18 protein-coding genes are annotated in these 25272 nt (G+C 50.0%); 10 read left to right on the forward strand and 8 right to left on the reverse strand.

Annotated elements, in window-relative coordinates; translation table 11 throughout:
- Positions 1 to 22 precede the first annotated feature (22 nt).
- Positions 23 to 550 (forward strand): hypothetical protein, encoded by a 528-nt coding sequence (locus tag Q1A04_RS16950; protein ID WP_299708358.1) that lies wholly within the window; start codon positions 23 to 25, stop codon positions 548 to 550.
- An 85-nt stretch (positions 551 to 635) separates the two neighbouring features.
- Here the strand turns inward: Q1A04_RS16950 and Q1A04_RS16955 are convergent, their stop codons facing one another.
- A complete protein-coding gene (locus Q1A04_RS16955; protein ID WP_299708359.1) occupies positions 636 to 1235 on the reverse strand; it encodes an FKBP-type peptidyl-prolyl cis-trans isomerase in 600 nt (199 codons plus the stop codon).
- A 137-nt stretch (positions 1236 to 1372) separates the two neighbouring features.
- Complete coding sequence (locus Q1A04_RS16960) at positions 1373 to 1504, reverse strand: hypothetical protein (protein WP_299708361.1); 132 nt, start codon at positions 1502 to 1504, stop codon at positions 1373 to 1375.
- 401 nt (positions 1505 to 1905) lie between these two features.
- Between Q1A04_RS16960 and Q1A04_RS16965 the strand changes: the two genes are divergently transcribed.
- Positions 1906 to 3462 (forward strand): FMN-binding glutamate synthase family protein, encoded by a 1557-nt coding sequence (locus Q1A04_RS16965; protein ID WP_299708363.1) that lies wholly within the window; start codon positions 1906 to 1908, stop codon positions 3460 to 3462.
- Position 3463: 1 nt separating this feature from the next.
- Entirely contained in the window at positions 3464 to 3874 is a 411-nt protein-coding gene (gene rnk / locus Q1A04_RS16970) for a nucleoside diphosphate kinase regulator (protein WP_299708364.1), read from the forward strand.
- A gap of 410 nt (positions 3875 to 4284) precedes the next feature.
- Here rnk and Q1A04_RS16975 read toward each other — a convergent pair whose 3' ends face one another.
- Positions 4285 to 7671, reverse strand: coding sequence for a methylmalonyl-CoA mutase family protein (locus tag Q1A04_RS16975; RefSeq protein WP_299708365.1), 3387 nt, complete (start codon positions 7669 to 7671; stop codon positions 4285 to 4287).
- Between the two features lie 274 nt (positions 7672 to 7945).
- Complete coding sequence (locus Q1A04_RS16980; RefSeq protein WP_299708366.1) at positions 7946 to 8647, reverse strand: LuxR C-terminal-related transcriptional regulator; 702 nt, start codon at positions 8645 to 8647, stop codon at positions 7946 to 7948.
- Positions 8648 to 8834: 187 nt separating this feature from the next.
- On the opposite strand from Q1A04_RS16980, the gene lepA reads away from it, so the two are divergent.
- The 4 genes from lepA (at position 8835) to Q1A04_RS17000 (ending at position 14676) form a co-directional block, all read left to right on the forward strand.
- Positions 8835 to 10619 (forward strand): translation elongation factor 4, encoded by a 1785-nt coding sequence (gene lepA / locus Q1A04_RS16985; protein WP_299708368.1) that lies wholly within the window; start codon positions 8835 to 8837, stop codon positions 10617 to 10619.
- Positions 10620 to 10771: 152 nt separating this feature from the next.
- Positions 10772 to 11653, forward strand: a complete 882-nt coding sequence (locus Q1A04_RS16990; RefSeq protein WP_299708370.1) for a tetrahydrofolate dehydrogenase/cyclohydrolase catalytic domain-containing protein — start codon at positions 10772 to 10774, stop codon at positions 11651 to 11653.
- 434 nt (positions 11654 to 12087) lie between these two features.
- Positions 12088 to 12741 carry a 7-carboxy-7-deazaguanine synthase QueE gene (locus Q1A04_RS16995; protein ID WP_299708372.1) on the forward strand — a complete coding sequence of 218 codons (654 nt, stop codon included), beginning with the start codon at positions 12088 to 12090 and terminating at the stop codon, positions 12739 to 12741.
- Positions 12742 to 12747: 6 nt separating this feature from the next.
- The gene (locus tag Q1A04_RS17000; protein ID WP_299708374.1) at positions 12748 to 14676 is read left to right on the forward strand and encodes an OmpA family protein; all 1929 of its coding nucleotides are present in this window, start codon (positions 12748 to 12750) and stop codon (positions 14674 to 14676) included.
- Between the two features lie 353 nt (positions 14677 to 15029).
- Here Q1A04_RS17000 and Q1A04_RS17005 read toward each other — a convergent pair whose 3' ends face one another.
- The gene (locus Q1A04_RS17005) at positions 15030 to 16316 is read right to left on the reverse strand and encodes a citrate synthase (protein ID WP_299708376.1); all 1287 of its coding nucleotides are present in this window, start codon (positions 16314 to 16316) and stop codon (positions 15030 to 15032) included.
- Positions 16317 to 16532: 216 nt separating this feature from the next.
- Positions 16533 to 16856: a hypothetical protein gene (locus tag Q1A04_RS17010; RefSeq protein WP_299708378.1), complete on the reverse strand. Its 324-nt coding sequence runs from the start codon at positions 16854 to 16856 to the stop codon at positions 16533 to 16535.
- 987 nt (positions 16857 to 17843) lie between these two features.
- Between Q1A04_RS17010 and Q1A04_RS17015 the strand changes: the two genes are divergently transcribed.
- The 3 genes from Q1A04_RS17015 (at position 17844) to Q1A04_RS17025 (ending at position 22956) form a co-directional block, all read left to right on the forward strand.
- The gene (locus tag Q1A04_RS17015) at positions 17844 to 19772 is read left to right on the forward strand and encodes a PrkA family serine protein kinase (protein ID WP_299708380.1); all 1929 of its coding nucleotides are present in this window, start codon (positions 17844 to 17846) and stop codon (positions 19770 to 19772) included.
- Between the two features lie 90 nt (positions 19773 to 19862).
- Positions 19863 to 21122, forward strand: a complete 1260-nt coding sequence (locus Q1A04_RS17020; protein WP_299708382.1) for a YeaH/YhbH family protein — start codon at positions 19863 to 19865, stop codon at positions 21120 to 21122.
- Between the two features lie 322 nt (positions 21123 to 21444).
- A complete protein-coding gene (locus Q1A04_RS17025; RefSeq protein ID WP_299708384.1) occupies positions 21445 to 22956 on the forward strand; it encodes a SpoVR family protein in 1512 nt (503 codons plus the stop codon).
- 161 nt (positions 22957 to 23117) lie between these two features.
- Here Q1A04_RS17025 and Q1A04_RS17030 read toward each other — a convergent pair whose 3' ends face one another.
- Positions 23118 to 23831 (reverse strand): fasciclin domain-containing protein, encoded by a 714-nt coding sequence (locus Q1A04_RS17030; protein WP_299708386.1) that lies wholly within the window; start codon positions 23829 to 23831, stop codon positions 23118 to 23120.
- A 197-nt stretch (positions 23832 to 24028) separates the two neighbouring features.
- Complete coding sequence (locus tag Q1A04_RS17035) at positions 24029 to 25261, reverse strand: cysteine desulfurase-like protein (RefSeq protein ID WP_299708388.1); 1233 nt, start codon at positions 25259 to 25261, stop codon at positions 24029 to 24031.
- Positions 25262 to 25272: the final 11 nt, after the last annotated feature.

A 25272-nucleotide genomic window follows, 5' to 3' on the forward strand; every position in this document is an offset into this window, starting at 1 on the left:
TAATTTCAAACATTATTACCTAATGGCTTTAGGCCGCGTAACTGATACGTCCATGTATACAGACAATTTAATGGGTGCCAATGCTTTTGGTAAGCATTTTTCGATCGGCGACAAAGAGCGGCAGGTTTTGCATGAGCGTTTGTGCCTGAATTACAACTACGAAGAGGAAACGCTTTATATCAAGTGGGATGGGGCTGTGAACTCTACGGAATTGCGGCAGGGGTATGCCCATATCATGGATATGGTGTTTACCTATAAACCACAGAAATGGATACTGGACCTGCAAAACCGAGTGTCAATTGAAAAGGATGACCAGCAGTGGGTGTTTAAATACATCTTTCCGGAGGTGTTGCGGGCTGTAAACAAAAATGTGTTTGTGGCTGTCGTTATGCCGGTGTTTGCCTACAACAGTTTAGTGAATGAAATAGACGGTGATGAACTGATGGATGGCGACAACTTCATGATCATACACCACTGCCTGTACCAAGAGGAAAGCCGCCGCTGGCTTAGCGAAATGGCCCGAACCGACATGAAAGTAGCAGGGGTGTAAACTAAGCTGAAGCTTAAATAAAAAGGACCGGCAGGAGAGGTGCTACACCAACCCTGCCGGTCCTTTTTATTTGCCTGTCTTCGTACTAGTGTACAGAGATCAGCTCTACATCAAAAATGAGTGTCGTGTTTGGTCCGATTACGTCACCGGCGCCCTGAGAGCCGTAAGCCAGATTAGCCGGGATGAACAGTCTCCACTTAGCGCCTTCTTTCATCAACTGCAAGGCCTCTGTCCAACCGGCGATCACGCCGTTTACCGGGAAAGTGGCGGGCTGTCCGCGCTCGTAGCTAGAGTCGAACACCGTTCCGTCGATTAGTGTGCCGTGGTAGTGGGTTGTTACTTTGTCAGAGGCTGCTGGTGATTTGCCCGTGCCTTCTTGCAACACTTGGTACTGCAGGCCGCTTGGCAGTGTTTTCACACCCTCTTTGTTTTTATTTTCATCCAAAAAAGCTTCTCCTGCCTTCTGGTTTTCGCCACCTTTTGCACCCTGCTTTTCTTGCATTTCCTGCTGTAGCGCCATCATGGCCGACTGCACGTCCTGCTGAGAAAGCGAGGAAGGCTGACCTGCAATCACTTCTTTCAATCCTTTCACAAATGACTCGGCCTCAATGTCAATGCCTTGTTTTTTGAGATTGGTGGCCATGTCGCGACCAATAATGTAGCTTATTTTTTCCTGTAGTGTCATGTGTAGCTATATGATGAATAATGAATTTACAAGGTATAAAGGTACAGTTTAAGGGGGGATTAACCTAAGAGGGAGGGCTTAAACAGAAAAAAGCAGACCGGAGGGGCCCGCTTTCTTAACCTAAACAAGTGGCAAACTTAGAGATACAAGTGTATGTCTTCGTCGTGGAGGTCCATGTGTAGTTGCTCCGGCGTTACCCAGCCTTTCATGAGATAGCCGAATGTGGTGCCCAGCAGCAAAAGTGATGAAATAGTAGTGATACGCAACATATAAATAGCTTGAAGAGTTAAACCTACTTTTTAAACGCTATATAGCGATCAAGGTTGTTGCAAAATTCACCTAATCGGCTGACTGCTAGAGCGGCTATATTATTATGATTTGTCAATTTCTTTCCCTTACCTTTGCAGTATCAATTTTTAAGGCATGAGACCATTTGGCATTTATTCTCCTTTGCTGTTGACAACCCGCATATCGGGTTTGGTTGCCGCCTCTCATCACGTTTCTCTAAGTGATGAGCTGAACGGGTATTGCCTGCACTTCTTTACCTCTCCCAAGGCCTTTAACAAGTAAGCCGGAGCTTTCTGCTCTGGCGCTCCGTACCTGAGACTGTCGATTACAGATTAAGGTTCTACAATTTTCTTTATCAATTTCATCTTTTTGGTTTTTCATCATGGCAAGTAAAGTCAGTGTGAGGCAATCCATGGGGTACGCCTTTGTAGCGGCTTATTTGATTACGCTATTTTTCTCCGTGTTTGAGCGGCCATACCTGTGGCTGCTATTGGTCATCGTGCCCTTGCACCTCATTTACCTGAGAAACGTCCGGCAGGGCAAACATTCTATTTTGCGCAACTACCCGCTTGTAGGCTACATGCGTTATTTTTTCGAGAGTATCCGCCCGGAACTACGGCAGTACTTCTTCGAGTCTGATCTAGATGGCAAGCCTTTCAGCCGCCGCCAGCGCTCCATTGTCTACCAGCGTGCCAAAAATGTGCGCGAAACGGTGCCTTTCGGCATGCAGGCTAATAGTCAGGAACCCGGTTTTGAATGGATCGCGCATACCATGTTCCCAGTGCATGTGCAGGCCAAGGACCTGCGCGTGACGGTAGGGGGTAGCCGCTGCAAGCAGCCGTACAGCGCCAGCATTTACAACATCTCGGCCATGAGCTACGGCTCCTTGAGCAAAACCGCCGTTACAGCTCTGAGCGCCGGCGCCAAACTCGGGGGTTTTGCCCACAACACCGGTGAGGGCGGCGTGAGCCCCTTCCACATCGAGGGTGGTGGCGACCTGATCTGGCAGATCGGCACAGGCTACTTTGGCTGCCGCGACAAAGACGGTAACTTCTCTGAGAAGCTTTTCAAAGAACAGGTAGCACATCCGCATATCAAAATGGTGGAGATCAAGCTATCGCAGGGGGCTAAGCCGGGACATGGCGGTATACTACCGGCTGCTAAGAACACGCCGGAGATTGCGGCTATACGTAAAGTGGAGCCCTATACGACAGTGGCCTCGCCTCCGGCGCACGCTGCTTTTAACGACCAGTTCACCATGCTGCTTTTTATTGAGAAACTGCGTGTGCTATCAGAAGGCAAGCCCGTAGGTATAAAGCTCTGCATCGGTAACAAACAGGAGTTTGAACTCTTGTGCAAGGAGATGATGCACAACCGCATCTATCCGGACTTCATCACGATTGATGGGGCAGAGGGCGGTACCGGTGCGGCACCGCTTGAATTTACCGACAGCTTAGGTATGCCGCTTTACGATGCCTTGGCCTATGTGCAGCACATGCTGGAGCAGTACGGTCTGCGCGACGAGATCAAGCTTATCGCGGCGGGTAAAATCATCACCGGTGTCGACATCATCAAAGCCATCTCGCTGGGAGCTGATATATGCTACAGCGCAAGGGGCATGATGTTCGCGCTGGGCTGTATACAGGCCCTGCAGTGTGACTCCGGACGCTGCCCGGTAGGTATAGCCACACAAGACAAAAACCTGTACAAAGGTTTGGACGTGGCCGACAAGCGTGTGCGTGTAGCCAACTTCCATGGCAATACCATCAAGTCGACCATCGAGGTGATGGAGGCCTGCGGGTTTGCTTTCTTGGAAGGTATCACACCAGACAAAATATTCAGACGGGTGGAGCAGGGACAGACGAAGAGCTTCAAGGACATCTATTTTCCGAAAAAGCCTTCCCCCAGCTCTATCAGCAAAAATTATGTGCTTAATTGATATGGAAAATGTAATCTATCTGACCGAGCAGGACTACAAGCGCCTTGTGGATCTGGTGCAGCAGCAACGACAGGGTGCTGGCGCACATGCCAACATTGCCAAGCTAGGAGAAGAACTGAAGCGGGCCAAAAGAGTCGCTTCGGAAGAGATTCCGGCTGAGGTCGTGACAATGAACTCAAGCGTTCTGCTGCGGGACCTGAAGAGCGGCAATGCCATGGAAATCACGTTGGTATACCCCAAGGATGCCGATGTAAGTGCCCGAAAGATATCCATTCTCGCACCGGTGGGCACGGCCATTATCGGCTGCAAAGAAGGGGACAAGGTAGAGTGGCCGGTACCATCGGGTACCATTAACTATAAAATAGAGAAGGTGACGTTTCAACCGGAGGCTTCCGGCAACTTCTCACTTTAGGTATAGGATTAAACCCAAAAAGCCAGTTCGCAACCTTAGAAGGTATAGCGGACTGGCTTTTTGGGTTTAAATTTAATAGATCTATACCTGTGCCTAATCAAGCGTAATCACTGATGTCTTCATCCCACAGGTCAAAATCGATATCTTCCTCCTCAATTCTAGTGCTTAAGTATACATAAGTTGCCAAACCTAAGAATAGGAGCGTAGTGCCAATCAGTACAAATGGAAAATCTTCCCTGTCTTTATTTTTAGTTTTCATAAACCCAATATTTCATGTTGCCTTATACCTGTCTATGGTGCAATATGTTTTTAATGATTTGACTGTCAGTAGGTACAAAAAAGAAGGCCGGACATTTGTCCGGCCTTTGCTTCTAATAACGCCAGCTAGTGCCGGCATCGTATAAACGTGCTTACATATTTCTGCGGTACTGTCCGCCTACCTCGAACAGGGCATTGGTGATCTGGCCCAGCGAGCAATACTTCACGGTCTCCATCATCTCTTCGAAGATATTTCCATTGTTGATCGCCACCTGCTGGATGCGCTTCAACATCTCCTCAGACTTATCAGCATTGCGCTGGTGCAAGCCCTGCAGCATGGAAATCTGGTACTGCTTTTCTTCTTCTGTGGCTCGGATAACCTCTGTTGGAAGTACCGTTGGAGAGCCAGTAGAAGAAAGGAAGGTATTTACTCCGATGATCGGATACTCACCTGTGTGCTTGAGTGTTTCATAGTACAAGCTTTCCTCCTGAATCTTGCCGCGCTGGTACATGGTTTCCATGGCACCCAGCACACCGCCACGCTCTGTGATGCGGTCGAACTCCGTGAGTACAGCCTCTTCCACCAGATCCGTCAGCTCTTCGATGATGAACGAACCCTGCAGTGGATTCTCATTTTTGGCAAGACCCAGCTCACGGTTGATGATCAGCTGAATCGCCATGGCACGACGCACGGAAGCTTCGGTTGGCGTGGTGATGGCCTCGTCGTAAGCGTTCGTGTGCAGCGAGTTACAGTTGTCGTATATTGCGTAAAGCGCCTGCAGCGTGGTGCGGATGTCGTTGAAGTCGATTTCCTGTGCGTGCAATGAACGGCCGGAGGTCTGGATGTGATACTTCAACATCTGCGAGCGGGCATCGGCGCCGTACTTGTGCTTCATCGCCTTCGCCCAAATCTTGCGTGCTACACGACCAATCACCGCATACTCCGGATCGATGCCGTTGGAGAAGAAGAAGCTCAGGTTCGGCGCAAACTTGTTTATGTCCATGCCGCGGCTCACATAGTACTCCACAAACGTGAAGCCGTTGGCCAGCGTAAAGGCAAGCTGCGAGATAGGGTTGGCACCCGCCTCAGCAATATGGTAACCCGAGATAGATACCGAGTAGAAGTTGCGCACGTTCTTGTCGATGAAGTAAGCCTGTACGTCACCCATCAATCGCAGCGAGAACTCCGTCGAGAAAATACAGGTATTCTGTGCCTGATCTTCTTTCAGGATATCCGCCTGCACGGTTCCGCGCACAGCTGCCAAAGTACGGGTCTTGATCGGCTCGTATACCTCAGCCGGCAGCACTTGGTCACCGGTTACGCCGAGGAGCATCAGTCCTAATCCATCATTGCCTTTTGGTAGCTCGCCTTGGTACTGAGGGCGTGTTATACCTTTCTCTTTGTAAATAGCGTCAATCTTCTGGTTGATTTCCTCTTCCAGTCCGTTTTCTTTGATGTACAATTCACACTGCTGGTCGATGGCGGCATTCATAAAAAAGCCTGTCAGGATCGCAGCAGGACCGTTGATCGTCATGGAAACCGACGTCATCGGATCTGCCAAATTAAAGCCGGAGTACAGTTTCTTGGCATCGTCGAGGCAGCAGATGCTTACACCTGAGTTACCAATTTTGCCGTAGATGTCCGGTCTGAAATCAGGGTCTTCGCCGTAAAGTGTTACCGAGTCGAAAGCAGTAGACAGTCGCTTGGCTGGCATCCCTAAACTCACGTAGTGGAAGCGGCGGTTCGTACGCTCCGGTCCGCCTTCGCCGGCAAACATACGGGTAGGGTCTTCGCCTTCGCGCTTGAACGGGAACACACCCGCTGTGTATGGGAATTCGCCCGGCACGTTCTCCTGCAGGTTCCACTTGAGTAAATCACCCCACGCTTCGTAGCGCGGCGTCGAAACCTTCGGGATCTGCAGGTGAGAAAGTGACTCGGTATGCGTCTTGATCTTCAGTTCTTTGTCACGCACCTTGAACACGTAGAACTCATTCTTGTAGGCCTGTACTTTGTCTTTCCAGTTCTCGAGAATTTTCTTGTTCTGTCCGTCCAGACTCAGCTCCACTTCGGCGTAAGCCTGCTCGAGTTGCTTTACCAAACGGTCCTTATCTTCCACCTCTATACCTTGCACCGCCTCAATCGACTTCTTGATGCCGTAGAGTTTCTGGGCAACCTCGGCCTGATCCTTCGTCCACTTGTCGTAGCTGCGGATGGTTTCGGATATCTCAGAAAGGTAGCGAGTGCGGGCAGGAGGGATGATGAACACCTTCTCCGACATTTCCTTGGAAGTCTGCAGGTTGGAGTCGAACTCAACACCTGTTTTTTCCGACAGCTTGGCCATTACGGCACGGTACAGTTGGTTCATGCCCGGGTCGTTGAACTGCGAAGCGATGGTGCCGAACACCGGAATCTCGTCATCGCTCACGTCCCACAGCTGGTGGTTGCGCTTGTATTGTTTCTTCACGTCGCGCAGTGCGTCAAGGGCTCCGCGCTTGTCAAATTTGTTCAGGGCGATCACGTCGGCGAAGTCGAGCATGTCGATCTTCTCGAGCTGCGTGGCGGCACCGTATTCCGGCGTCATCACATACAAACTCATATCCGAGTGCTCGATGATCTCGGTGTCGGATTGGCCTATACCTGAGGTCTCGAGAATGATCATATCAAAATCAGCCGCCTTCACGATGTCCACCGCGTCCTGCACATACTTGCTTAGGGCCAAGTTGCTCTGGCGGGTGGCCAGTGAGCGCATGTATACCCGCTCATTCGAGATCGAGTTCATGCGGATGCGGTCACCCAACAGGGCACCGCCCGTTTTGCGCTTCGATGGGTCCACCGAAATGATGGCGATTTTCTTTTCCGGAAAGTCTATCAGGAAGCGGCGCACCAGTTCATCCACCAATGACGACTTTCCGGCACCACCCGTACCGGTTATACCTAGCACCGGAGTTTTTACTTCTTTGGCCTGCTCTCTTACTTCGTTCAGGATGCTGCGTGCCTCTTCTGGGAAGTTCTCTGCAGCCGAGATCAGGCGAGCGATGGATTTCGGATCCTTGTCACGCAGGTGCTTGGCCTCACCGTTCAGGTCTTTGCCTGTTGGGAAGTCGCATTTCTCCAGCATGTCGTTGATCATACCTTGCAGACCCATAGCGCGTCCATCGTCAGGGGAGTAGATGCGGGCAATGCCGTACTCATGCAGTTCCTCAATCTCAGTCGGAAGGATAACGCCGCCACCTCCACCGAAGATGCGGATATGGCCGCAGCCACGCTCGTTGAGCAGGTCGTACATGTATTTGAAGTACTCCAAGTGACCGCCTTGGTAGGAGGTGATGGCGATGGCCTGAGCGTCTTCCTGCACAGCGCAATCCACTATTTCCTGTACCGAACGGTTGTGGCCTAGGTGAATTACCTCGGCTCCTGATGCCTGAATGATACGGCGCATGATGTTGATCGAGGCGTCGTGTCCATCAAACAAGGACGCAGCCGTCACGATCCGGATATGGTTGACCGGCTTATATGGTTCTACTTTAGTAAGTTGCATAATTTACTAGCAAGTAATTTTTCAAATTTGATGCGAATATAGTCAATTTTACGCAGGATTGACAGGCTCATCCCGATTCAGAAAAGCAAGGAAACAGGTCAGCCATGTCCAAAGCCGCATTAAGGTATACGGTGAAGCCGCTCATAAAAATAAGAAAGCACTCAGGAGAAGGTATGCGCATGTAAAACCGGAGCTAGTGCTGTTTTGGAGCTAACCGGCTTTATAATTTGGGGATTGTTCTAAGCTTGAGGGGAATGTTAGAAAGCGCTGCACCTTAGCCTAATCCAGCCTCCTTGCCCAGCGATACAAGGTCAGCCACGTTATTTGTGCCCATTTTTTTCTGGATGCTCTTCCGGTGCGTGCTGACGGTATTGGGGCTGATGAAGAGCCGCTCAGCAATCTCCTTCGTGCTGCAACCTTGGCAGATGAGTCCGAGGATTTCGATCTCGCGTTTGCGCAAGCTTCTCACAAGGAGCCGGTTCTTTTGCTTCAGATTTTCTTTAAGCGCCTGCACCAACTGGTCTTCCGTATTCATGCGCGGGCTCATGTCCACATCGACACAGATCAATTCTTTCACCTCGCCCTCTGTGTTTTTGCTAAAAGCTTTTGCCCAGCCCATAAACCATTTATACTGGTCTTCTTCTTTGTGCCTTGCCCGGAACAGGCCCCCGAACTCAGCTCCATTAAAGTGCTGGTAATGATTGATGCTGTCCTCTGGTATATTTTGGTCATCCGGGTGCACAATAGCCTGCATATACGCCATACCGCCCATTTCGTGTATCTCCGCTAAGGTATAGCCAAGGGTTTCCTCATTTGTGCGGTTACACCACACCACACCCTCATCCAGATTGGAGATGTAAACATTGGCGGGTACTTCATGGATGACTTTTTCCAAGAACTCGCATTTCTCCCTTAGTTTCTGAATTTCCTGCTCAAGTTCGGTGATTTTATCGACTCTAGAAGTCTTCTCTAGCATAGTAGGGGGCTTGGTCTGTTTAAAGAAAAAGAGTTTAAAATTATAAAACCTATATGGAAAATTCAATAGTATGCATGTATACATATTTTGGGGGGAGGGGAAAAGCCTACTTAATTAAAATGATTTCAGGCAGAATACAGCAACAAACCCACATTCTTATTAACTTTGTTTTTCGTAATAACTATTTATGAAGAATATTCGCAATTTCTGTATTATCGCTCATATCGACCATGGCAAAAGCACCTTGGCCGATCGCCTGCTGGAGTTTACCTCTACAGTGGCGGAGCGTGAGATGCAAAACCAGCTGCTGGACAACATGGATTTGGAGCGTGAGCGCGGCATTACTATCAAGAGCCACGCCATCCAGATGAATTACCACTATAAGGGAGAGGACTACGTGTTGAACCTGATTGACACTCCAGGCCACGTCGACTTCTCTTATGAAGTGTCCCGCTCTATTGCCGCCTGCGAAGGCGCTCTCCTTATTGTAGACTCCTCACAGGGTATAGAGGCGCAGACTATCTCCAACCTATACTTGGCGATTGGCTCTGACCTTGAGATCATTCCAGTTCTAAATAAGATTGACCTGCCGCACGCCATGCCAGAGGAGGTGTCTGATCAGATCATCGACCTGATTGGCTGCGACAAAGAAGACATTATCCTCGCTTCCGGCAAGTCCGGCATCGGTATAGAGAATATCCTGAACGCGATTTGCGACCGCATTCCTGCCCCAAAGGGAAATCCTGAAGCTCCACTGCAGGCGCTTATCTTTGACTCGGTATTCAATTCTTATAGAGGTATAGAGGTATACTTCCGTATCTACAACGGCACGCTTAAAAAAGGGGAGAAGGTGAAGTTCATCAACACCGGCAAAACCTATGAGGCGGACGAGATCGGGGTGCTGAAACTGAATCAGGAACCACGTCAAGTAATGGGAGCGGGTAACGTAGGTTATCTAATCTCCGGTATTAAAAACGCCAAAGAGGTAAAAGTAGGTGATACCATCACACACGTGGACCGTCCGGCTGAGCCTATTAAGGGCTTTGAGGATGTAAAGCCGATGGTATTTGCCGGCATCTATCCGGTGGAGACGAGCGAGTACGAAGAACTGCGCAACTCCATGGAGAAGCTGCAGCTGAACGACGCCTCGCTTGTTTGGGAGCCGGAAACTTCCGCCGCCCTTGGTTTTGGTTTCCGTTGCGGTTTCCTAGGTATGCTGCACATGGAAATCGTGCAGGAACGACTCGAGCGCGAGTTCGACATGACGGTGATCACGACTGTACCGTCCGTGCAGTTCCACGCCTATTCTACCAAGGGCGAGTTGCTCAAGGTAAACGCCCCTTCCGAAATGCCGGAACCGAATTACATCGACCGCATCGAAGAGCCGTTCATTAAAGCGCAGATCATCTCGAAGGCAGAGTATGTGGGTCCGATCATCACGCTGTGTATGGACAAGCGCGGTATTCTGAAAAATCAGACTTACCTGACCAGCGACCGCGTGGAGCTTTCGTTTGAAATGCCGCTCGCCGAGATCGTATTCGACTTCTTTGATAAACTGAAGACAATTTCGCGTGGCTATGCCTCCCTTGACTACGAACTGATCGGTTTCCGTCAGTCGAACATGGTGAAGTTGGACGTGATGCTGAACGGGGAGAAAGTGGACGCCCTGAGCGCCATCGTACACCGCGACAAGGCCTACGATTGGGGTAAGCGCCTCTGCGAAAAGCTCCGCGAACTGCTGCCGCGCCAGATGTTCGAGATCGCCATCCAAGCGGCTATCGGGCAGAAGATCATTGCTCGTGAAACGGTAAAGGCCCTGCGCAAAAACGTATTGGCCAAGTGCTACGGCGGTGACATTTCACGTAAGCGCAAGCTCCTCGAAAAACAGAAGAAAGGTAAGAAACGCATGCGCCAAGTAGGCAACGTGGAGATCCCACAAGAAGCCTTCTTAGCCGTGCTTAAACTCGACTAACCATACCAAGCCCCGACGTGCCCCTGCGCGCCGGGGCTTGTCGCTTTTATATACTTGCAAAAGATAATCTTGACAAAGGAAGAAAAGACTTTTTAACATAAGTTCTCCTTCGTCCTTAATTGAACACATCAACATTTAACTCATAACTCGAAATGATTCTGCTTGACGGTAAAAAAACATCTGAAACCATTCAGCAAGAGATCGCTGCTGAAGTTGCCGAAATCAAAGCCAATGGGGGCAAGGTCCCCCATTTGGCGGCTATACTGGTAGGCAATGACGGCGGCTCTGTAACATATGTGAACAACAAAGTGCTGGCCTGCGATCGTGTTGGTTTCGGCTCCACGCTAGTTCGCTACGAAGATGATGTAACCGAAGAAGAACTGCTTAACAAGATACAGGAGCTGAACGAGAGCGAGGAAGTGGACGGCTTTATCGTGCAACTGCCCTTGCCAAAGCACATCAACACACAGAAGGTGCTGGAGGCAGTAGATCCCAAGAAAGACGTGGATGGTTTCCATCCCGCCAACGTGGGCCGCATGGTGGCTGGGTTGACTTCCTTTCTGCCGGCAACTCCTTACGGCATCCTGCAACTGATTGAACGCTACGGCATCGAGACGAACGGCAAGCACTGTGTAGTGATCGGGCGCAGCAATATCGTAGGCTCACCCATGAGCATCCTGATGGCCAAAGCGGCCTATCCGGGCAACGCCACTGTCACTTTGTGCCACCGCAATACCGTCGACCTGTCTTACTATACCCGTCAGGCCGATATCATCATAGCTGCCGTAGGCTTACCGGGACTGGTAACAGCTGACATGGTGAAAGAAGGTGCTGTGGTGATCGACGTAGGCACCACCCGTGTGCCAGATGCCACCCGCAAGTCAGGCTACCGTTTGCGCGGTGATGTGGACTTCGACAATGTGGCACCGAAATGCAGCTACATCACACCGGTTCCGGGTGGTGTAGGTCCGCTGACTATTGCTATGCTGCTGAAGAATACGCTGAGGGCGGCTAGGAAAGAGGTGTACGCGTAGGCCTCTCCATACTTTAAACCTCCCCCTAACCCCCTCCTAAAAACAGGAGGGGGATTTTTTTTTGTGATTTTCCGTCAATCCTTCATAGCGAGAGGCTATGACCCCATTCCGATAACTTAAGCTTTTTGTCATTTCGACCTTCGGGAGAAATCTGCTTGATTTGGACAATTATGCCTGTGCACGATTAACCTGCCCCTTCAAGGAGTGGATTCTCTTTCACAATCCTGACAGGACGCGACCTGTTCCTACGAGAGGTTAATTTCACGAATTTAATTTCCGCTCATTCAGAACGGAACATAAGTTGATCTCTACCTTGTTGCAAATTTGACTAACTTTGTAAGTTAATCAGGGCTTATACCTGTTGCAGGTAATTGGCCAACAAAAATTTGACGGGCCTATACCTGTAATTCAGGTATAGGCAAAGGAATACAGATTTGGAATCGACAAAAGCATACAAAACCGCCTCTATCCATACGGTGCCGAAAGACGGCAGCGAACTCCCGCTGATGGAGGCATTCTATACTATCCAAGGAGAAGGAGGCAATACAGGCACGGCTGCTTACTTTATCAGACTGGGAGGCTGCGATGTGGGCTGCCACTGGTGCGATGTGAAAGAAAGTTGGGACGCCGAGCTGCATCCGCTTACGCCTGTGCAGGAGATCGTAGATACTGCAAAAACTTTTCCCGGCAAAACCGTAGTAGTTACTGGTGGCGAACCGCTTTTATATAATCTAAACCCTCTTACTGCGCAATTGCACGATCAAGGTATCAAAACCATGATCGAAACATCGGGTGCCTATCCGATCAGTGGCCATTGGGACTGGGTCTGTTTGTCACCCAAAAAGTTTAAAGCACCGGATGCCAGCGTGTATCCTTTTGCAGATGAGCTAAAAGTCATTATATTTAACAAATCGGATTTTGCGTGGGCCGAAGAGCATGCGGCAAGGATAGGAGCCAATACTAAGCTATACCTACAGCCGGAGTGGAGCAAAGCCGGGCAGTTAATGCCGCTTATTGTTGAATACGTAAAAAATAACCCCCAATGGCGTGTGTCGCTACAGACACATAAGTACATGGATATTCCGTAACATGCTATGTTCAAGCACCTGCTTCTTTCGCTCTGCTTTGTTTTAGTTTCCGTCTCGCTTTCTGTCGCTCAATCAGTTAGGTCAAGCACCTACTCCAGAAAAGCGGTTTCGCTCTATTACAAAGCCGAAGAAGCGGCACAGGCGCGTGATTTTAACAAGGCACTGGCCTATTTGGCAGATGCGGTGGAGCGTGACCCGAACTACGCCGACGCCTATCTCAAAATTGCCTCCCTGCACCGGGCTATGGGCAACAAACCGGAGGTGTTTGAAAACCTGCAGAAGGGACTAGCCCTCAAACCCTTCAATGCGGCGCTCATGAACAGTTATTTCGACCTCGCCGATCTGTACTTTGAACGGGGCGACTACGAGAACGCCCGCAAAAACTTTGAACTATTTCTGAGAGGTAAGCCCCGCAGCGGAAAAATGGTGGACTTCGCTCGCCAGCAGATTCAGTCTGCCGATTTTGCGGCTGTGGCCATGCAAAAACCCGTTAACTTCAATCCCGTTCGCCTATCAGATCAGGTAAACCGCTTTGAGTTGCAGTATTTCCCTTCTACCACGGCCGATCAGCGCAACTTAATCTTCACGGCACGTGCGGGCCATCGCCCCGATCAGGACGAAAACATTTTTGTGAGTCAGCAGCGCGATGGCAAGTGGAGCGCTCCGGCTTCGATCTCTCCTAACATCAACACGCCAGCCAACGAGGGCGCCGCCACTATTTCCGGAGATGGCAAAACACTGGTGTTCACTTCCTGCAACCGTTCCGATAGCCAAGGTGATTGCGACCTGTATATCTCTTTCCGAAGCGGTGACGAGTGGAGCAAGCCCAAAAACATGGGGCCTGTTGTCAACTCGAAGGCGTGGGACTCACAACCGAGTCTCTCAGCGGATGGCCGGACTCTCTACTTCACTTCCACACGTCCGGGAGGTGTAGGCAAGGAGGATATCTGGGTAACCTATCAGAAAGAGGATGGCTCATGGCAGAAACCGGAGAACATGGGGGAGCTAGTAAACTCAACAGGACGTGACATGGCCCCGTTCATCCACGTGAGCGGCAGTACCCTTTACTTTGTAAGCGATGGCCACCTAGGCATGGGCGGTCTCGATGTTTTCATAACGAAGCAAGGGGGAGGAGGCAAATGGGCAAAACCAGAGAACATGGGATATCCGCTTAACACGCATACCGATGAGGGCTCGCTATTTGTGACCGCTGATAACAAGAAGGGCTATTATTCCAGAAAGGAAATGACTGAGGCGGGCGCTGCCACCATTCAACTCTACGAACTCGACGTGCCTGAGAACTGGCGCAGTAAAGTGAGCAGCACCTATGCGCAGGGGCGTGTTTACAACGCCGATACGAAAAAGCCATTGGCTGCCGTGGTGCAGCTTTACGATGTGTCATCCGACTCGCTTGTGCAGCAGGTGAACTCAGACAAAATAACGGGTGAGTATACCATTGTGCTCTCAGAAGGAAAGCCGTATGCCCTGTATGTGTCGTCGCCGGGTTTCCTGATGAACAGCCTGAGCTTTGACTATACCTCGCACAAGGCGCTAAGCCCTGTTGCGCTGGACGTATACCTGAAGCCGATCAAATCTGGGGCGGCCATTGTGCTCAACAACCTGTTTTTTGACACGGGTCAGTACAAACTGGAGCGTGAGTCTAAAACGGAGCTCGATAAGCTGATTACCTTTATGCAGCAGAACCCAACAATTCGGATCGAGATATCGGGTCACACAGATGATGTCGGTTCCGATGCTAACAATAAGCTGCTTTCCGAGCGCCGTGCAAAATCTGTGGCAGACTACCTGCGCAGCAATAGCGTTCCAAAAGACCGTATCACGTCGGTAGGGCATGGCGAAACGAAGCCCGTTAAGCCGAACACATCCGACGAAAACCGCAGCCAGAACCGCCGCATCGAAATGCGGGTGCTATAGGAGGGAGGCTTCTACAATAGCAGTTTTAGAGGTATAAACAATGTAGTTACTATCACAACCCACTGGCACGCATTGCAATAGTAACTTGCACGCTTGCAATGCAACAGATTATGCTAGCCAAGTGCATCTTTGTGACGCTCCACTGTTTGAGCGGTCAGCAAGTTTGGAGCGTCTTGATTTTTTTGCTTACTTTTTTCATCAAGGAAAAAAGTAAGGCCCGGCTGGGCAAGCCAAACTATGAAATAAAGGCAGTTGCCAACTATAACGATCGCCGTTAATACACAGCAATCATAAATAGAAACGTCCCGCTACTTTGCAGCAGCGGGACGTTTCTATTTTATGATATTATGAGACTATCTTTCTTCGATAGGAACATAGTTGCGCTCGGTTGCACCAGTATAGATCTGACGCGGACGGCCGATCGGCTCTTTCTGCTCGCGCATCTCTTTCCACTGTGCGATCCAACCCGGCAGACGACCAAGGGCGAACATCACCGTGAACATGTCGGTAGGGATACCGAGTGCACGGTAAATGATGCCGGAGTAGAAGTCTACGTTCGGGTATAGTTTGCGATCTACGAAATACGGATCGTTCAGCGCGGCTTCTTCCAGTTCCTTTGCAATGTTCAGGATCGGATCGTTGATACCAAGGGCAGTCAACACATCGTCAGCAGCCTTCTTGATGATCTTAGCACGCGGGTCGAAGTTTTTGTAAACACGGTGACCGAAGCCCATCAAACGGAAAGGATCGTTCTTGTCCTTCGCCTTTGCGATGAATTTCTTAGAGTCGCCACCGTCAGCTTTAATCTGCTCGAGCATTTCGATCACAGCTTGATTGGCACCACCGTGCAGCGGGCCCCACAGGGCGCTGATACCGGCAGATACAGAAGAGTACAGGCTGGCATTGGCTGAACCTACCAGACGTACAGTCGAAGTAGAGCAGTTCTGCTCGTGGTCAGCGTGCAGGATAAGCAACTTGTTTATAGTGTCTACTACCACCGGGTTGATTTCGTAATCCTCAGTTGGGAAAGCGAACATCATGTGCAGGAAGTTAGAGCAGTAGTCCAGCTTGTTTTTCGGGTAGTTCACCGGGTGACCTACTGAGTTCTTATAAGACCAAGCAGCTATTGTAGAGATCTTAGCCATCAAGCGGATGATAGAAAGATCCATCTCCTCTTTTGACTGGTTCGGATTGAGCGACTCTGGATAGAAAGCCGTCAGGGAGCTGATCATGGCAGAAAGGATACCCATTGGGTGCGCTGCAGACGGGAAACCGTCCAAGATCTTGCGCATATCCTCGTTCACGAGCGTGTGCATCTTGATCTTGCCGCTGAAGTCATCCAGTTCCTGCTGGGTTGGCAGCGCGCCGTAGATCAGCAGATAAGCCACCTCTAGGAAGTTAGATTTTTCAGCCAGCTGGTCGATTGGATAGCCTCTGTAGCTCAGGATGCCTTTTTCACCATCCAAGAAAGTGATGGCGCTGGTAGTGGCGCCTGTATTTTTATAGCCAGAGTCCAGCGTGATATAGCCTGACTCAGCGCGCAAAGAAGAAATATCAATTGCTTTTTCATCTTCAGTGCCTGTTACAACCGGAAGTTTGTAGGACTTACCCTCTAAAATTATTTCAGCGTGTTCTGACATGCTTGTATTTTTTATATGTCCGTGATTTGTCTCTTATCGAAGCGAAATTATAGAAAAATGTAATTAAAAAGAAATGGATTCCTACGATATATGGTAAATTAACAATGTTTTAACCCATCTCTCAAGTCAACTTTTGTATAAACGTCAATCTGTCAAAATGTTTCGCTATATAGCTATTCCTGACAACTGTTGGGAGAGATAATTTTCGGATACAGCCTACCAAGGAGTTGCATCATTTTCTGGGCTCTCGGGATTTCCCCCAAACCCCCTGCGAGGATCATACGGCGTTCCCTTGCCCTCCAAATGATTCTGCATATCCATGTGCAGCTTGATGCGGTCGAGCCGGATAAACTCGGCCCAACGTGCTTGGTCCAGCTCCGACATGCGATCGATTAAGTCACTGAGCTGTAAGCCGTCTTCCTGTTTCTGCAAATCTCGTATGTAAGGGTCCGAATCCACCATGCCCTGTATCTTCACTCTGAAGTAAGTGTTCAGTTCCATATACCTATCCTCGTCCCAATTTCCCATTTCTGGTTTCATGATCACTTCTGTTTTTTTGTTTATACTGATTATTGTGCCTTAAGGCTACCTTCTTCGTTCAGAAACCACCTAAACCCTCTGCCAAATCAGGCTCATTTCATTCTCAATTTTTCGTCATTCTATGAGTTGGAAATCCTGAACTTGTTTCGGAGGTTCTTGGTAAAGAGTGCTCTCACCCCCAACTGTTGGTGAGGTTCACATTCCCGTGTGTCGACATACGCTGGTCCGGAGACCCGCAACAGTTAAGATTCGAATAGATATATCCGAATCAGCTTATTCGACCAAGTTTCTTAATAGAATGAGAGAAAGTTTTGGGTCTGTTTTTTTTACAACTTAACAGTCTTACCCTCATGGGGCCAGTTTGTCCTAACTGTAATTAGCTTCAATGACATTATAAGGCTTCTTTAATAATACTTTCAGGTTGGTCAGGGCTGAATTGGTAGCAACATGAGGTATAGGCATAGACAATTTTGTACAATATGCGTATAAACATGAAGTTATAAAATATTATCAATTTTGAATTTAATTCGAAGACCCGCTGTTTTGCAAATATAGAGGGTTCGGCACCAAACAGTTATAACAAGAAAAGTGAAAGCTTTTTTTGGACAGGAACTGCCGGATTTCGAAAACCAACGTATTAATAACATAGGGCACAGGGGACTGTCAATTTTGTCGCCAAACCATTCTACCCCTGTTTCGGGCTACGGAAAGCAGTGCCCTGCTTTAATGTGTACGTGTACACATTTCCAGCCCCAACAACCTGCTCGGACTCACCAACCAAAAATAGCAAGCATAACCCATTGTGCCGGACAGGTTTTATTTAGTCGAAACGAAGCGGCATGCCTCAACGGAGGGATGTAGAACATAAACGAAAAAAATATATGATGTCATCGGCTGATAGGCAGTAATAGGGTATTCATTCATGGCGCCACTGCTATTGCTCTCAGGTATAAAATGATTCTGACCCACGTTTCAAAAACACGCCCTATGAACATTTTAGAAAAGATCAAAACCAATTACAGTGCCTCCATGAACGAGATGACAGTAGCTGCCTATCTTGAGGAGTGCAAAAAAGACCCGCAGGTGTATGCCAAGCCGGCCGAGCGCATTTTGGATGCGATCGGGGAGCCGGAAATGCTCGATACCCGCCAAGACCCGAAACTAAGCCGCATTTTCTCGAATAAGAGAATTAAGATCTACCCGGCTTTCCGTGACTTCTATGGCATGGAAAGCACCATCGAGCAGATCGTGTCTTATTTCCGGCACTCGGCACAGGGCCTCGAGGAGAAAAAGCAGATCCTATACCTGATGGGACCGGTTGGAGGCGGCAAAAGCTCCCTCGCCGAAAAACTCAAACACCTCATGCAGCAAAACCCCATCTACGTGCTCAAGGCCGGTGACCAAGTCAGTCCGGTGTTTGAGAGTCCGCTGGGGCTGTTTGCCGACTACGCGGAGGAACTGGAACAGGAGTATGGTATACCTACTCGCTACGTGCCGGGCTGCATGAGCCCTTGGGCGACCAAGCGCCTACGAGAGTTCGACGGCGACGTCAACCGCTTCAAAGTGATCCGGCTGTTCCCGTCCATTCAGGAGCAGATCGCCATCTCCAAGACCGAGCCGGGTGATGAAAACAATCAGGATATTTCGACGCTGGTGGGTAAAGTGGACATCCGCAAACTGGCCGAGTACCAGCAGAGCGACCCCGATGCCTATTCCTATACCGGTGGTCTGTGCTTGGCTAACCAAGGTTTGCTGGAGTTCGTGGAGATGTTCAAAGCACCAATCAAGGTGCTGAACCCGCTGCTGACCGCCACACAGGAAAAGAACTACAAAGGTACCGAACCCATCGGCGCCATACCTTTCGACGGCATTATTCTGGCACACTCCAATGAGTCAGAATGGGCCAAATTCCTCAACGACAAAAAGAACGAAGCCTTCCTCGACCGTATTTACAAAGTGCAGGTGCCATACTGCCTGCGCGTGAGCGAGGAGATCAAGATCTACGAAAAGCTCATCCGAGAAAGCTCACTCAAAGAGGCGCCCTGCGCTCCGAAGACCATCGAGCTGCTGGCCGAGTTTTCTGTGATGTCGCGCCTCAAAGAGCCGGAGAATTCCAGCATCTATTCCAAGATGCGGGTATACAATGGCGAGACGCTGCGCGAAACCGATCCGAATGCAAAGTCCATACAGGAGTACCGTGATGATGCCGGTATTAATGAGGGCATGCAGGGTATTTCGACCCGTTTCGCTTTCAAGATTCTTTCTAAGGTGTTCAACTTCGACAGCGAGGAGATTGCCGCCAACCCGGTGCATTTGCTTTATGTGCTGGAGCAGGAGGTGATCAAGATGATGCTGCCGCCGGAAACCGAAACCAAATACCTGCACCTGATCAAATCGATTCTGGCCAGCAAGTACGCTGAGTTTATCTCCGACGAAATCCAGAAGGCCTACATCGAATCGTACAGCTCCTATGGACAGAACATCTTCGAGAAGTACGTGGTATATGCCGACCACTGGATGCAGAACAACGACTACCGCGACCCGGATTCAGGCGAGATCTTCGACCGCAGCATTTTGAATGATGAACTTGAGAAAATTGAGAAGCCCGCAGGTATAGCCAACCCGAAAGACTTCCGCTCCGAGGTAACGAATTTCTTCCTGCGCCACAAGGCCAACCACGGCGGCAAGAGCCCGCGCTGGGACTCCTATGAAAAGATCAAGAACGTGATCGAGAAGAAGATCTTCACCAACACCGAAGATTTGCTGCCGGTTGTTTCCTTCAATGTGAAAACCAATGAGGAAGACGAGAAGAAGCACCGCGACTTCACCCGCCGCATGCGCGACCGTGGCTATACCGACAAGCAGATCCGCATCTTGGTAGACTGGTTCATGCGGGTAAGAAAAACAATGGCCTAATAGAGTCACGAATTCTGAGTCTTGAGTTCTGAGTTTTTTCAGGAAAAGTCAACTCAGGACTCAGAACTCGAGACTCATAACTTCTAAAATATGTCCCACATCATCGACAGACGGAAGAACGACAAGGGGAAGTCTACCGGTAACCGGCAGAAGTTTCTGAAGCGGGTGGAGAACCAGATCAAGAAGGCTATACCTGACATTATCTCGCAAGAGAGCATAAAGGACAGCAGTGCGGGTGGTAGTGTGAAGGTACCTGTACGCGGACTCCAGGAGCCGAGCTTCCACCACGATTCCAAATCAGGTAAAAAGCAGACGGTGCGCCCCGGCAACGACAAATACAGCGAAGGTGACCGCGTGCCCAAACCCAAGGGCGGCGGCGGAGGAGGCGGCAAAGGCAAAGGCTCCAACAGTCCGGAGGTGACCGAGGACGATTTTACGGTGGTGCTGTCTCGGGAGGAGTTTCTAAAATACTTTTTTGATGACTTGGAGCTTCCGAACATGGTGAAGAAGCTGATGGAGAGCACCGAGAATTTTGAGATGAGACGTGCCGGATATACCCGCGACAGCGTTCCTTCGCGACTCAACATCAAATCCAGTTACCAACAGTCGCTTGGGCGTCGACTGGCCTTAAAAGGCGTGCTGGACAAGAAGTTGGCTTTGCTGGAGGAGCAGCTGTCGCTGGCTTCCGGTCCGGAGGAGAAGGCGATGTTGGCTGAAGAAGTCGAAAAGGTGAGGAGACAGGCCAACACACTGCCATTTTTTGAGGACATCGACCTCCGCTACAATAATTTTGAGCGCGTGCCTATACCTATCACCTCGGCTGTGATGTTCTGCATCATGGACGTGTCGGCTTCCATGGGGCAACACGAGAAAGACATTGCCAAGCGGTTTTTCACGCTACTCTACATCTTCCTGACAAGGCAGTACAAGAACGTGGAGCTGGTCTTTATCCGGCACCACACCGAAGCCAAGGAGGTGAACGAAGAGGAGTTTTTCAACTCCCGCGAGAGTGGGGGAACAGTGGTGGCGCCTTCGCTTAAGCTGATGGAGCAGATCATGCGCACGCGCTACAACGAGAGCTGGAATGTGTACTGCTGCCAAGCCTCGGACGGTGACGTGTGGTCGAAGCAGGACGCTACAGAGTGTAAGCTGCTCGTGCTCGAAAATATCCTGCCCGCCATCCAGTACATGGCATACATCGAGATCAACAACAACCCGCGCGAAAGCGACCTGTGGCAGGCCTACAGCCGCATCAGCGACGACGATGCCTTCTCGATCCGGCAGGTGTATGAGCCTTACGAAATCTGGCCCGTTTTTCAAGGGTTGTTTAGGAAGAGGAGTGCTGTCTAGATAAGGACTTGCAGGATTATAGAGAATTGTAGGGATTGATATACCTTGTAGGGACAGGTCGCGACCTGTCCGAATCGTGCACAGAATCCACTCTGGAGCAGCAGATAAGATACAGCGAAATTCTCCCCTTGAGGACAACCTAAAGCGTGAGCTTTAGAGTTGAGAGCTAAGCTCATGAAGGGTGTTGGCGTCTAGCACAAGACTTTAGCAACTGGCCTTACACCCCTGTGGTCCCCTCAAGGGGACAGTTTCCGCCTAGCAACTCAGAAGGGTAGAGGCAGGTTCTTTATTCCTAGGCAAGCAACATCTGAATAACAATACCATGACAGACAAAGAGAAATATCGGGCGATGTTTTGCAATCCCAACTGGGACTACGAAACGCTGGAGGCGGCTGATCGGGTGATCAGTCAGATAGGGCAGGAGTACCTTCGTCTGAAGACATACCCGAACCAGATCGAGATCGTGACTTCGGAGCAGATGCTCGACGCCTATGCACTAACCGGGCTGCCAACTTCGTACCCGCACTGGAAATTTGGAAAAGACTTCGTGCTCAACCAGAACAACTACACCAAGGGCCGCATGGGGCTGTCTTACGAATTGGTGATTAACTCCAACCCCTGCATCAGCTACAACATGGAGAACAACTCCACCTGCATGATGCTGCTCGTGATCGCCCACGCCTGCCAAGGACACAACGCCTTCTTCGCCAATAACTACATGTTTCTAGATTGGACCTCGGCCGACTCCATTGTCGACTATATGGCTTTTGCGCGGGACTATATAATGAAGTGCGAGGAAGAGTATGGCGAGGAAGAAGTGGAGCGCGTGCTCGATGCCGCCCACGCCCTCATGAACCACGGGGTAGATAAGTATAAAAAGCCCTCTAAACTGTCGGCCAAGGAGGAGAATGAAAGGCTTAAGAAACTTACTGCTATCAGGCATGAAAACTACAATGAGATCTGGCGCACGCTGCCGCAAGGCGCTGCCGACATCGAAACAAATACTGCAGACGACGGCCGTTTCCCAAAAGAACCGGAAGAGAACATTCTGTATTTTATAGAAAAGTATGCCCCTACCATGCCCGCTTGGAAGCGGGAGATCGTGCGGATTGTCCGCAAGGTATCGCAGTACTTTTATCCGCAGGGCGCTACCAAAGTTATGAATGAGGGCTTTGCGACTTTTGTGCACTACCACATCATCAACAAGATGTTTGAAGAAGGCTACCTCAACGACGGTTTTATGCTCGAGTTCATCAAAAGCCACAGCGGCGTGCTTTTCCAGCCGGACTACAACAGCAAGTTCTACTCCGGCCTCAATCCCTATACCTTAGGCTTCAACATTTTCATGGATATCAAGCGCATCTGCCAAGAGCCGACCGAAGAGGACAAGGCTTGGTTTCCCGACTTGATCGGGAAGGACTGGCTGGAGCAGGTAATTTATGTGATGGAGAATTTCCGGGACGATAGTTTTATTCTGCAGTACCTCTCCCCGAAAGTCATCCGTGATATGAAGCTCTTCACCATCATCGACAACGAGGGGGAGACGGAGTATGAGATCGGCGCGATTCACAATGAGCGGGGCTACCGCCGAGTGCGCGAGCAACTGGCGGCGCAGTACGATCGCTCCAGCCTCGTGCCCAACATTCAGATCACCCGCGTGGACCGGCACCAGACCAGCAAGCTATACCTGACGCACTACATCCAGAAAGACCGCAAACTCGACATCAAAAACGCCAAAGCCACCCTCGCCCACATCCGCTATTTGTGGGGCTTCCCAGTGGAGCTGCACTCTAAAAACAAGCTGGGCATCAACGAAACCAGCTTTTCAGTCTAAGCAGCGCCAGTCAGTCCACTCAGCTACACAGTTTTCGGCCATGTGAGAAGTGTGGAAAGGCTTACCTTTCAGCACCATCAAAAAAAAGCTCCCTTCGCGAAAAGGGAGCTTTTTGATATAGTCGTGTGCTATATCAATTTATGTTGACAATGTATTCTGGTTTAATCGTTGGTCGGCGTAATAACAGCGTCAATTACATGGATTCTACCGTTAGATGCTTCAATATCGCTCCTGAGAATCTGAGCTCCTCCGATACGTGTCGTACCTAAGTTATTGTCTGAATCAAGCATAATATAGCTAGTATCCGTTATGCGGATACGGTCGTTATTCTGTAGCTGCGTTGAAGCCAAGTCTGAAGACACGATGTGATTCTGCACCATTCTTGAAAGTGCCGCATAGTTATCGCCTAATAAAAGGTTCTCCAGTTCTGCTTTTGGCAGTTTTGCAAACGCTTCGTTCGTCGGAGCGAAAAGTGTCAGCCTCTCTACACGTTGAATGTCGTCTTCAAGCTGGGCCTGTTCAATAAGTTTTACGAAAGTGGAGAGGTTCGGACTTTTTCTTGCCAGTTCCATCACATCGTATCGCTCTGTGTTATCGATTCCTTCAAACATCTGGTCTATCTCTTCCGGGTTCTCCATCATCAGAGCAGTAGCGGGTAAGGTGACTATTGGCACTGTTATCTGTTCTTCTACCACCAGTACCTCATAGCCTTCCATATCAGTAACGTCTCCTGCCATCGTTTCGGTCTCACTCATGCTCGTGTCTTCCATGGTGGTATCTTCCATGGCGGTAGTCTCTTCCGAACTGGCGCAGCCAAATAGGACGAAGGTTGATAATGTCATCACTGCCAATGGTTTTAAAAAGTTCTTTTTCATAGTATTCATATTTTAAGTTTGTTAAAAATATAGTCAGGAAATATACCTACAGTATATTTTAACTGATACAATCTCAACTAGTTACAATTTAAGGACTTTTCTAAGGCATTAGCGCACGGATTACCGCGATAGCTGTTTTTCTCTTTGGGTGCTGAGAGCTGTTTATGGATTATATTTATACAGTGGTAAAACCCTCCTTAATGCGTTTTTATAAACTCCCGCAGCCCCTGCTCAAACAGCTCCACCTCTTCCATTGTGTTGTATGGCGCTAGGCCAATGCGCACCCAGCCGCCCATCGGGTTCACGCCCAGTTTGTCGGCCATGGTGGAGGCGTAGAAGTGTCCGTCGGCGATGCACATGTTGTAATGCTCGGCAAACCAGCTTGTGACTTCGCGTGCTTTGATGCCCGGCAAGGTAAAGGCGAAGGTCGGCGTCTTGTAGATTCCTTTCGGTGCCCGGTAGAGCTTTAGTTCCGGCAGCTGCCGCAGGAAGCTGTCTAACCGTGCGGTGAGTTCCTGCTCGTGCTCCTCAATGCGCTGCATACCTGACTGCAGGCGCTCTCTTCGAGTGGCGCCTTCTCCCAACTGCTCTATAAATGTGATCGCCCCGATCAGACTGGCGATGGCCTCGTGGTTCTGTGTGCCCGTTTCGAGCTTGTCCGGTATCTGCTGCGGGGCGGGAGCCAGTTTGTATACCTGCAGTTTTTCAAAAAGGGAGGCCGCGATCACGGCCATACCGATGTGCGGACCAAAAAACTTGTAGGCCGAGCACAGCAGCACATCGCAGCCCAGTTCTTGAAAATCGATGGGCAGATGCGGCACCGCATGCACGGCGTCGATGATCACGATTGCATTCACTTCCTTTGCCCGGGCGATCACCCGCGCAACATCCGTCACAGTGCCCGTTACGTTCGAGGACATCCCCACCGCCACTAGTTTGGTTTTCTCCGTAATCAGCTCGTCCAGTTTCTCCAGATCCAAGGTATAGGTGTCAGGGTTCAGCTCAATAAACTTCACCTTGGCGGCCTTGTCCTTGGCCAGTGTCACCCAAGGGTCCACATTAGCTCGGTGGTCCATTTCGGTTACCACCACTTCGTCATCGGCCGTGATAAAGGAGCCTAGGCTGCGGGCGATGCTAAAGGCCAGCGTGGTCATGTTCTGCCCGAAAGCCACTTCCTCTGGGGCGCAGTGCAGCAGGTCGGCAACGGCCTTTCTGCCTTCCAGCAGCAGGTTGTCGGTCCCGATGCTGGTCGGGAAGGCGCCGTGCAGGTTGGCCATACCACCCGTAATGTAGGCCATCATGCTATCAATCGCCTGTTGCGCCATCTGTGTGCCGCCGGGACCGTCGAAATAAATGTAAGGTTTGTGATCGCCGGTCTCCCGCAGGGCAGGAAAGGCAGCGCGAAGCTGTTGTACAGATAGTTTATGCATAGCGTATGTAT

The sequence above is a fragment of the uncultured Pontibacter sp. genome (genome assembly GCF_947499215.1).
Lineage (GTDB): Bacteria > Bacteroidota > Bacteroidia > Cytophagales > Hymenobacteraceae > Pontibacter.